The organism is Desulfatiferula olefinivorans (assembly GCF_054657895.1).
The window spans coordinates 22,950-34,129 of the sequence record NZ_BAAHXV010000042.1 but is presented as its reverse complement, the minus strand read 5'-3'; the positions used below and the strand labels follow the sequence as shown (position 1 = coordinate 34,129).

The 11,180-nt window shown below is 59.0% G+C and carries 9 protein-coding genes; all 9 read left to right on the top strand.

Annotated elements, in window-relative coordinates; translation table 11 throughout:
- The first annotated feature begins 278 nt into the window (after positions 1–278).
- The 9 genes from ACYQ11_RS19455 (at position 279) to ACYQ11_RS19415 (ending at position 11,103) form a co-directional block, all read left to right on the top strand.
- Entirely contained in the window at positions 279–1,130 is an 852-nt protein-coding gene (locus tag ACYQ11_RS19455; protein WP_459925487.1) for a nitroreductase family protein, read from the top strand.
- Position 1,131: 1 nt separating this feature from the next.
- Entirely contained in the window at positions 1,132–3,267 is a 2,136-nt protein-coding gene (locus ACYQ11_RS19450; protein ID WP_459925486.1) for an AMP-binding protein, read from the top strand.
- A gap of 23 nt (positions 3,268–3,290) precedes the next feature.
- Positions 3,291–4,520 carry an acyl-CoA dehydrogenase family protein gene (locus ACYQ11_RS19445; RefSeq protein WP_459925485.1) on the top strand — a complete coding sequence of 410 codons (1,230 nt, stop codon included), beginning with the start codon at positions 3,291–3,293 and terminating at the stop codon, positions 4,518–4,520.
- Positions 4,521–4,566: 46 nt separating this feature from the next.
- Positions 4,567–6,072 carry an acyl-CoA dehydrogenase family protein gene (locus tag ACYQ11_RS19440; RefSeq protein ID WP_459925484.1) on the top strand — a complete coding sequence of 502 codons (1,506 nt, stop codon included), beginning with the start codon at positions 4,567–4,569 and terminating at the stop codon, positions 6,070–6,072.
- Positions 6,073–6,699: 627 nt separating this feature from the next.
- Entirely contained in the window at positions 6,700–7,707 is a 1,008-nt protein-coding gene (locus ACYQ11_RS19435) for an alpha/beta hydrolase (RefSeq protein WP_459925483.1), read from the top strand.
- On the top strand, positions 7,704–8,705 hold the full coding sequence (locus ACYQ11_RS19430) for an MBL fold metallo-hydrolase (protein ID WP_459925482.1): 1,002 nt from the start codon (positions 7,704–7,706) through the stop codon (positions 8,703–8,705). Before ACYQ11_RS19435 ends, ACYQ11_RS19430 begins: the two co-directional genes overlap by 4 nt.
- Positions 8,702–9,574: a nitroreductase family protein gene (locus ACYQ11_RS19425; RefSeq protein WP_459925481.1), complete on the top strand. Its 873-nt coding sequence runs from the start codon at positions 8,702–8,704 to the stop codon at positions 9,572–9,574. The genes ACYQ11_RS19430 and ACYQ11_RS19425 overlap by 4 nt, the downstream gene beginning before the upstream one ends.
- Positions 9,567–10,667 (top strand): alpha/beta hydrolase family protein, encoded by a 1,101-nt coding sequence (locus tag ACYQ11_RS19420; protein ID WP_459925480.1) that lies wholly within the window; start codon positions 9,567–9,569, stop codon positions 10,665–10,667. Before ACYQ11_RS19425 ends, ACYQ11_RS19420 begins: the two co-directional genes overlap by 8 nt.
- Positions 10,651–11,103 carry a S1 RNA-binding domain-containing protein gene (locus tag ACYQ11_RS19415; RefSeq protein ID WP_459925479.1) on the top strand — a complete coding sequence of 151 codons (453 nt, stop codon included), beginning with the start codon at positions 10,651–10,653 and terminating at the stop codon, positions 11,101–11,103. The genes ACYQ11_RS19420 and ACYQ11_RS19415 overlap by 17 nt, the downstream gene beginning before the upstream one ends.
- The last annotated feature ends 77 nt before the right edge of the window (positions 11,104–11,180 follow it).

Genomic DNA, 11,180 nt, shown 5'->3' with positions numbered 1-11,180 from the left:
GTGAACGACATGGGCCGGTCACACAGGAGGAGATGCCATACATGCGATTGCCCTGTGAGAAGAGGCCCCACGTCTTGCGCATTATGCGGGGTTCGATTATAGATAAAAAACGTTCCATGTCTTCTTGCCCTGAACAGGGCTCATCGCTAATGATTCATCGTGTTGAATGACAATTGATTTCCCTGGATTCGGACCCGGTAACGGTACCGATGTCCCCGGCCCGTCGGCCCGGGGACATCGTGTGCCCTCAATCCGGCCCAGCTCGAAAGGACAGGACCATGCAGGAACACCCCACAGCAGAAAGATTTCCATGTTCGGAACGCGACGTTTCGGTGGATATCGTCGAGGTACTCGGGCGAAACGCCGACCCCTCGGACACACCCGCGCAGCCATCGGCGAAAGGCGTGTCTTACAAACCGGATCTGACCACCTGGACCGAGGTGGAACAGGTGATTTTCAGGAGGCGCAGCACCCGTGCCTTTAAAAAGGAACCGTTGCCGGATCACATGATCCGACGGATTCTCGAGGCGGGCCGCTACGCGCCTTCTGCGGGAAACATGCAGCCCTGGAAATTCGCGGTGGTCAACAGCCCCGAGATCATCGAGGCCATGGAGCGGGACGCCGTCAAGGTGGCCAAGGTCTTCATGTGGCTGCTCGACTACAATCGGCCCTCCTTTTTCCGGCGGCACATCCTGAAATATTACACCAAGCTGATCATTCGCCTTCAGGTCAACCAGCTCCACCCCGTGCCCTTCGGCCTGCTTCAGGAAATCGCAAACGACAGGGCCCCGGTCTTCCATGGGGCGCCGACCCTGATTCTTCTTTATGAAGACCGGCGCGGCGTGTCCTGTCCGGCTACGGACATCGGGATCTGCGGGCAGAACATGGTGCTGGCGGCCCACAGCCTGGGGGCCGCCACCTGCTGGATCGGTCTCATCAAGCTGTTGATGTACCTGCCCAAATGGCGGAAATTTTTTGGCGTCCGCTATCCTTATAAATTGAACGATCTTCTGGCCGTGGGCCGGCCAAAAGTTCAATCCGACGGCATGGTCCCCCGGGAAGTCCAGCTGGTGGACTGGTATGAAGGCGGCCTGGACAGCGCACCCAGGGTGGAAAGGCAGGGTGAATAATATGATGACGGCACAGGTGAAACCCTGGACCCGGATTCCGGATTACAATAAAGCCCGCGACATGAGCACAGGTCTGCTTTCCTTCGATGCGGACACCTGCAAACGGTGCAATATCTGCACCTTCATCTGCCCGGCACGGTCTATTGTCCGCGACAGCACGCCCGGGGGCTGGAACAACGGCCTGCCCCATCTGCGGTATATCGCCCCGGACATTACCGGGTGCGTGGCCTGCGGCTGCTGTGTGGCGGCCTGTCCCACCGGGGCCATCGGCATTGCCCGCAGTTTCATGCCGGGCGATTACTACCAGCGTCTGACCCAGACCCGGGACATGGTCTGGCCGAAACTCTACCTGCCGGACGAAGGCGACGAATCCGTCCGCGCGGGGCAGGATTTCGGAACGGCCGAAGAGCCCATGCCCCGGGTGTCCACGTTGCGGGCCATCAAACAGCGATACAACGCCCTGATGTGGATCGTTCGGGGCGCCCGGGGTGCGACCTCGTTTTTCGTCAATGAATTCAGACAGAAACGCGGATGGAAAACCCTGGGGAAATTTGTCCGCAGCCAACCCTTCGATATTTCCTGGGCCCAGCTGCTCGAAGAAAGCGCCGAGGCGGTTCCGGACAAAACCTTTTTGTTATACAACGACGAATCGTTGACGTACCGGGACATGAACGGGAACGCCAACCGTCTGGGCTCTTACCTGCTCGACCAGGGCGGCGGACGGGGCGATGGCCTGGGTATTTTCATGCGCAATTCCCCCCGGTTTCTCGATCTGTTTTTTGGAAGCCAGAAAATCGGGATGTACACCGTGCCCATCAACCCCGAACTCAAGGGCGAGGGCCTGGCCTACATCATCAACCACAGCGACATCACCCGGCTGGCGGTGGATGCCGAACTGCTTACGCCGGTGCTGGATAACCTGGACCGCTTCGACCGGCTGCGTCCGGAAAACATCATCGTCAACGACATCGAGGCCGAGTCTGCGGGCATTGCCATCCCGGACGGCATGCAGCGCCTGAGCGAGGCCTATGGCCGGCCGCCCGCGGACCCCGGCATCGGCTACAATCCCGAGGATCTGTGCCTGATCATCTATACCTCGGGCACCACGGGGCCGCCCAAGGGCGTGGTGTACCGCTACAACACCTCCGGCGTGCTGCTCTTGTCCCTGGGGGGGCGGATTTTTTTCCGGTCGAGCGACATCTACTACACCTATCTGTCCCTCTGCCACGGCAACGCCTTGTTTTTGACCACCACCATGACCCTTGCGGTGCGGGGCACCGTCGCCCTGTCCCGGAAATTTTCCGCCAGCCGGTTCTGGGACACGGTCCGCAGGCATAGGGCCACGGTGTTCAACACCATCGGCTCCATCATTCCGATTTTGATGAAACAGCCGGAAAAACCCGACGATCGGGATCATGCCGTGCGGGTGGTATTGTCCGCCGCCTGTCCCGCCGACATGTGGATTCCCTTTGAACAGCGGTTCGGCCTGACCTTGTATGAAGGTTACGGTGCCGTGGACGGCGGCGGCAAGGGCATCATGAACCTGGGGACGGCGCCGCCGGGGTCCCTGGGTAAACCGTCCGCCGCGGTGACCTGCCGCATTGTCGACGAGACGGGCCGTGACGTTGCGGGCCATGCCCCGGGTGAGCTGCTGTTCGCCGTGGGCAAGGGCCAACGCGCCGTGGAGTACTACAAGAACCCCGCAGCCTCGGAAAAGAAATCCAAAGACGGCTGGCTGCACACCGGGGACATTGTCCGGCGGGACGCCCGGGGCTACCTCTACTTTGTGGGACGGAACACCGAGTCCATGCGAAAGGGCGGGGAAAACGTGTCGGCCTATGAGGTCGAGCACGTGATGCTCCAGCATCCGGCTATCGAGGACGTGGCGGTGTACGCCGTGCCCTCGGAGCTGGGGGAGGACGAGATCATGGCGTCCATCAAACCGGTGAACGGCAACCGTCCCGATCCCGAAGAGATCCGGGCCTTTTTGTCGGACCGGCTGGCCCGGTATGCCGTGCCGCGCTACCTGCGTTTTGTCGAGGATTTTCCGAAAACCAACACCCACCGGATCATCAAACGGCGCCTGGAAGAGCAGGGCGTCACGGACGATACCTACGATGCGCTGGCGCGCTCGTGACCACGACCATCCAAGGAGGAATCATGACCCGTCAGAACGAAGCGAAGGCCGCCCTCGTGGAAGAAGCAAAGGATTCGGCCGCGGCCATCCCGGCAAAAACGCCTGATGCCGCATCAACGGCATCGTCCGCTGCGGCGGCCCCCCGGACCAGCCGAAAAGAGCTGGACATGCTGGCCCGGGCCGCCTCTGAATTCGCAAAAAAGCAGCTGGCCCCGAACCGGGAGCAAAACGACACCTATCCCTTCGGCCCCTTTTTTGACCAGGCGCTTTCCAAGGCCTTCGACGTGGATTTTTTCCATGTGCTTCTGCCTGAATCCATGGGCGGCATGAATCAGGGCCTGAGCGCCCTTGCGGTCATGCTGGACCGGATCTGCCGGGAAGACAGCGCCATGGGCGGCATCATCTTCACCACCCTAGCCGCCCAGGAACTGATGATGGCCGCCGGAGCCACGGCGGAACTCGCGGCCATCGCCGCCCGGACCGAGGTTAAGTCCTTTCTGATCGGCATGCCCGTATTCAACAATCCCTCGGACATCCGGCATCTGGCCGACGCGAAAAAAACCGGTGATACCTGGACGCTGGACGGTCATCTGGACTATCTGGTGCTCGGAGACCTGGCCGGTCAGGCCCTGATCCCCGCCGCCCGTCCCGGTTCTTCGGCCTTGTCCTGGTTTCTGGTGGATCTTTCCGATCCGAAGATCAGCAAAAGCGAGCCGGTGCTGAGCCTGGGATTCCATGCCTGCCCGGCGGTGGATGTCGATTTTTCAGGGGTTCCCGCCGTCCTGATCGGCGAGGAAGGTAAGGGCGCCCACTACTTCGACACCATGGCCGATCGCATGCATGTGGCCGCCGCCGCCATGGCCGAAGGCGTGATGAAAGGCTCCTTCCGGGACGCCTTCGATTACGCGAAAAAGCGCGAGCAGGGAGGGCAGACCATCATTCACTGGTCCCAGATCAAAATGATGCTGTCTGCCATGGCCGTCGGCATCAGCAATGTCGAGATGCTCGTCGAGCGGGCCTGCGAGTCTGCAGACGCCGGGGAGGCAGGCTGGCAGAGACGGGCCCGGGCCGCCGCCCTCCACATCCAGGAGATGGCCTGCGACCTGACCGCCGACGGCATCCAGATCCTGGGCGGTGTGGGCTACATGAAGGATTTCGGGCAGGAAAAGCGCTTCCGGGACGCCAAGCAGATCCAGGCCCTTCTGGGCATCGCCCCGGTGAAGAAAATCCGTTTCATCGAGCAGATGATCTGACCAAATTCGAATGAACCAAAGGACGAACGAAAAAGGGGGAAACCACGTGACGACCCGATCCGAAATCAAGGCCCGTCTGAGAAGGGCGCCGATGTTTGACGATATCACATGCAGCCTTGCCGCCACCGGCAGGCAGCCCAAAGGCATGATCGCGGAAACCCGCAAGGTCATCGCCATGGCCCGGACGTTCAGCGATGAGGTGATAAGGCCCTACGCCCTCGAGGCGGACCGGACCATGCAGCAGAATCCGGATTTTCTGCCCTGGGAGTTTGTTGAAAAAGCCAATCAGTGGGGGTTTTTCACGATGTGGATGCCCAAGGTGTTCGGCGGTCACGGCTACAGCATCCCCACGCTGTCCTACTTTATGGAGGAAACCGGATCGGCCTGCCTGGGGCTGTCCAACATGATCTGTGTCCACTATCTGGCCGTGGCCACGATTTTCGGTTCCTGGAATCCCCGGATGATCAATTTTCTCTGCCGCCAGGTGGCCGAGGGAGAGAAAAACGGCAGACCCTGCCTGCTGTCCACGGCCATCACCGAGCCCGGTGCGGGCACCGATGTGGAGGAACTCGAATTGGTCGATCACGCCAATGTGTCCTGTTCGGCCACCCGGGTTGACGGCGGCTACCTGATCAACGGCAGCAAGGTCTTTATCTCCAGTGGGCACATGTCCACCTGGCACATGGTGATCTGCTACACGGATCTGAAAAACCCCGCGTCGAGCATGATCATTCTTCCGGTGAAAACCGGCACCGAGGGCTTCAGCTTCGGACGGGTGGAACACAAGATGGGGGTCAAGGCCTGTCCTGCCAGTGAACTGATTTTCAAGGACTGCTTCGTGCCCGACGACATGGTCATGATGCGTCCCGAGGACGGGGCCAAACAGAAACGCGGGGCCCGTGGCACCAATGCCCAGATTCTCGACTACGTGCTGTCCACGTCCCGGGCCGGTGTGGCGGCCTGGGGAGCCGGGGCGGCCCGGGGCGCCTATGAGACGGCCCTTTCCTTCGCCCTGGACACCGAGGTGTGCGGCAAGCGCCTGGTCAATCACGAGTGGGCCCAGGTGATGCTGGCCGATATGTACCGCAACGTCAACCTGGCCCGGCTGACCTACCAGGAATCCAACTATGCCAACGGCATGTACGGCATGATGAAAACCATTCAGATGAAACCCGTGTACTATTATCTGAAATACATGCCAAAAGGCCTTCTGGACCGCTTCGGCGGCCCCATGCTCGCCTGGAACCTGACCCGGCGGATCTTCGAGAAAATCCATCTGGACTGGCAAAAGGACGCCGAATTTCACCGAACCTCGGGCTGGGGTTCGCTGGCCAAATACACCGGGACCGACCTGGGCATGAAAAACTGCCAGATGGCCCTGGAACTGATGGGCCAGGACGGCCTGCGCCAGGACCGCCGGGCGGAAAAAGTCTTCCGGGACGCCAAGCTGCTTCAGATCTACGAGGGCACCAACCAGCTGAACCGTCTGAACATGTTCAAATGCCTGGTAGCCCGGGACCATCCCGGGATCAGGGTGTTTGAGCAGGAGTGACGTTTCCCGCCACTCCTTGTTCATGTTGTGTGCCATTGAAAACGAATTAATTTTTCTGGTTATGCACTTGACTCCAGTGGCTCTTCAACCGCTTAATCAATGCCATTAACTTAAACAGATTCTCGTTGTCCAGTTGATGGGCAAAGCAAAGCGTGCCCATCATGGTCTTAAGTTTATGATATTGGGCCCACTATGGATTTGGTTTTGTCGATGTGTCGATAAGGCGACAGGCTTTCCCTTGGGGAAAAACGACGCGTTTATTGACCACCCGTTCGCTGCGCTCACTGAAGAACACGAAGAAAAACACACTATTTACGCCCTTCTTCGTGCTCTTCGTGACCTTCAGTGAGCAACGCGAACGGGTGGTTTAACAAAAGATAGAACAGCATGCAATAATTGCATTCAGAGAATTGCTTCCGCTGCGCACGTGTGCCATGACGAAAGATTTGGGTCTTCTTGCTGTATTGAAGATGAGGGCAGGCGTGCTCTTCGTGGTGAATGATGCTCTGTCTGTCCGTACGCCGTTGTGATGGAAGATGATCGTGAAAAACGTTTGACGTTCATATACAAGACCAAAGGCTTCGATTACGATCCCGAAAGAATCATATTAAAAAGGAACTCAACCCCATGCTTCTGACCTTCATTTTTATTATTGTACTGTTTCACCTCGGCTGGTTCGCTCTGTCCCGCATCATCACCCGGAGACAGCCGCCCGATGAACGCGCGATCCTGGCTTTTCACCAGGCCGAATCGGAGTTGTTAGATCTGGCGTCTGTCCGTGACATCCATGAACAAACCGTTCTTGCGGCCTGCGGCGGTCGGCTGCATCTGGACATTCTGGCCCATGGCCAGGGCCGACCCACCCTGGTGTTCGTGCCGGGAACCTCGGTCTACGCCCAGCTTTACATGGAATTTTTGAGTGCCATGCATAAAGACGGCTTCAACGTGGTGGCCTTCGATCCCCTGGGCCACGGCCGGAGCAGCGGCCCCCGGGGCGATTACACCTTCGGGGCCATCGTGGATCAGGCCCTTGCCGTCTGTGATTACGCCAAAAAGCGATTCGGGGGCAGGGTGGCCATCGCAGGAAGCAGCCAGGGCGGTATGGCGGCCTTTTACGCCGCGGCCAAAGATGATTCGCTGGCCGCCGCCGTCTGCCACAATGTGGCGGATTTGAACGGCCGGGACAACCTGATTCTCTCGCGCCTGGTCATTCCGGCGGCCCTGGTCCCGGCGGCCCGGTTTCTGATGCGCCTGTACGCGGACTTTGCCTTTCCCACGGCCCTTTATCTTAACCTCAAACGGGAATACCTGCCCGACGGCCGGGACGCCGCAGGTTTCCTGAAAAAAGACCCCCTGGCCGTCACCTGGATCACCTTCCGGGCCCTGTCCTCCCTGATGTACACGCCCCTTGCAAAACCGGTTGAAAAAATCAGGGTTCCTGTTATGGTGGTCCATTCGGACAAGGACCACATCTTCCCGCAGGAGTATGTGGAAAACATTTACAGACGGCTGGGCTGTGAAAAGGAATTTTTCCTTTTGGCTGACCGCGAGCACCTGATCCTGACCAACAACGTGGACGAGGTGGCTCCCGGGGTTTCGGCCTGGCTGAAAAAAATCATGGATACCCCCGATTGAACCCCGAACAGATCTACCCGGGCATTTACCGGATCACCCTGCCCCTGGCCGGTAAGAAACCCGGTCCGGTCAATGTCTACCTGTTCAAGGGGGAGGGCGGCACCACCACCCTGTTAGACACCGGGACGGCCCCCGCAGCACCCGTCCTTGAACGGTGTCTGAAAACCATCGGTCTGACCTTTTCCGGCATCGACCGCATCGTCCTCACCCACGGCCATGTGGATCATTACGGCGGCGCATCGCGGATCGTCACCAAAAGCCGGGGCCGGGCCAGGGTGTCTGTCCACCCGGAAGACGCCCGAGCCGTTGAAACGGGCATCGATGTGTCCCCTCTGGCCTATCGGCGCTTCCTGAGAATCACCGGAATACCCATGGGCTTCCAGATGGGGATTATCCCCCTGTTCGTGATGTTTCGAAAACTCTACGCGCGGCGTTGCCCGGTCCATGGTCATCTGCATGACGGCGACAGGATCCGTCTGGGGCGGTACACCGCCCGGGTCATCGAAACCCCGGGGCACACCCGGGGGTCGGTCTGCTTTTTTCTGGAAGAAGAGCGCCTGTTGTTTTCCGGGGATCATGTGCTGGGTCACATCACGCCCAACGCCTTTCCCATGCTCGAGGAAACCTTCCCGCTGCCGCGGCGTCTGAGCCAGAAGGAGTTTTACGCCTCGCTGGACCGCATCCGGGCGCTGGGTCCCTGCCGGATTTATCCGGCCCACGGCAATCCGATTTCAGACTTTGCTGCAATGCATCATGTCTACCGGGCCTGCTTCGCCGAGCGCCAGGCCCTCATTCTGGAGACCATCCGGCATCATCCCGGTCAAAGCGTCTACGCCATGGCCCGGACCCATTTCCCCGATATCACGGGGCCCCGTTTTATCCTTGATCTTTATCTTGCGGTTTCGGAAATCTTCACCCACATCCAGGTGCTCGAGGATCTGGGCCGGGTCCGGACCCGCCTTGTCGATAACGTTCTTCATGTGGAGTATGTGAAATGACCATCAAACGCATCAAAAGCCGCTGCAATTTCTGTCTGCTCTGTGTGCGCGAATGTGTGTCCGGCGCCTGGCGGCTGTCCGACGGAAAGCCGGTCATGGCGGCCCCGGAGCTGTGTAACCGCTGCGGCCACTGTGTGGCGGTCTGCCCCCGGTCGGCGATTTTTCATGAGTCCCTGGATTATCAGCAGATCGAGAAAACCCAGCCCTACCCGGGAGACGCCGACGTCCACCGCCACATCGTCAGATCCCGGCGAAGCATCCGCCAGTTCAAGAATAAACCCGTGGATCGGGATGTCCTTCTTTCTCTTCTTGAGCTTGCCGGCCATTCGCCCACCGCGAGCAACCGGCAGAACGTGGCCTACACGGTCATCACCGACCGGGCCGTGCTCGGCGAGGTGTCGGAGCGGGTGTTCGGGTTCAGCGCCGCCTTGTACCGCAAGACCCGGACCGGTTTTGGCAAACAGGTCTACCGTCTTTTGAAGTTTCTGTCCCCCGAGGGCATCAGCCGATACCTGGATCCCATGGATTACTACATCCGCCAGTGGGAACAGGGCCGCGACTACATTCTTCACAAGGCCCCGGTGCTGATTCTCGTCCATGGTCCCAGGGGGGCGAGTTTTATCAGTGAAAACTGCAACATCGCCGCCACCAACCTGATGAACGGGGCTCATGCCTCGGGCCTGGGCAGTTGCTACATCGGTTTTCTGGTGCTGGCTCTGAAATTCTCCGGATCACTGAGAAAGATCGTTCAGGTTCCCAGGGGGCAGCGGGTATACGCCGCGCTGGTGCTGGGCCATCCGGCCTACCACCACCCGTTCACCACCTCCCGGAAAAAACCCGCCATTTCATGGATCACGGCTCATGACTGATACGGCAAATCCCGGCGTCATCGGCCGGACTCTGGATATGATCGGCGGGTGCGTGGACCGTCTCTTTCTTCTGCCGCCCCGCCTGGCACGGCCGTTTCGGCCCGTCCGGCAGGTCGATCGCGCCACCTACGAAAAACAGGTGGATTTTTATGTCGATGCGGGCTACGCGAGCCGGCCGTCCTCGTTTTTCAGCCTCGATGACACCTGTCCGGAGTTTCGGGTCATGGAGGAAACCGCCTACCGTGACGGAAGGCGTCAGCTGATTTCCTTTGACAGCACCTATAAAGTAAAAAATCCCCTCATCGCCGATCAGTACAACGCGTTTACGGCCAACCGCACGGGCTTTCTGGTCCGCTGGATTCACCCCGTGCCGCCCCGGAAAACCCTGGTCTGTCTCCACGGCTACATGCTGGGCGACCCGGACCAGGCCCTTCGCATGTTTAACATGGACAAGCTCTACGCCATGGGGCTGGATTTGGCCTTGTTCATCACGCCCTTTCACTGGCGCAGATCTGCCCCGGGCAACACCCGACGGGGCATCTTTCTGCGCACGGATCATGTGGGCTTCACCTGCGAGGCCATGGGCCAGACCATGCACGATCTCAATGCCTGCATCAGCATTCTTAAGGCTTCCGGCGCCGGCACCATCGGCCTGATCGGCGCAAGCCTGGGCGGTTACAACGCGGCCCTTTACTCCTGCCTGTCCGACCGCCACGCCTTCGCCGCCATGATGGTCCCGGCGGTGAATTTCTCAAAACCCTACGGCCCAACCTTCGCCAAGCTGCCCTTTGCCGTGGACAAGGCCTTCATGGACACCATCACCAAGGTCTGGGAACTCCATTCCCCCCTCAACCACAGCCCGAAACTGTCCACAGACAACATGCTGTTCGTCGCCTCCCGTGGCGACCGTCTCTGTCCCTTCGATTACCTTCGTGATCTTCAGCGAAAATGGCGTTTTCCCCGCTACACCTATATGGCCGGCGGGCACTGGCTGGTCTTCGACGGAAAAAAACGGGGACAGGCCTGGTACGGCTTCCTCAAGGATATGGGCTTCATCACGACGTCTAAGGAAAAACATGAAAAAAAAGAATGATCAGTTGAAAAAAACCGTGGAGCCGGGCGTGTTTACGCCATGGCAGGAAGTGGATGTCACCATATGCGCCTTTACCGATCTGGGGGCCAAGGTGTCGATAAACGATGAGTATGCCGGGCTGGTTTATGGAAATCAGATGTTTGCCGATTACAAGGTCGGCCAGACGCTCAAGGCATACATCAAAAGCGTCAGAGACGACGGCAGGATCGATGTGTCCCTGCAGCCGGATCAGGGCAGGCATGTCGCGTCAACGACCGACATTATCCTGGATTATCTGAAGGCCTCTGGGGGCAAATGCGGGTTTAACGACAACAGCTCCCCTGACGATATCAAAAAGGTGTTCAAGGTCAGTAAAAAAGTCTTTAAACAGGCCATCGGCAAATTGTATAAACAGCATAAGATCAAGATCACGGATCAAGGCATCGAGCTGATTTGATCTCCGTGGGCATGTTGAATCAAAACAGGGCCGGGCACGGCTGAAATCGACGGTCCTTCACATGCTTTACTTCGACG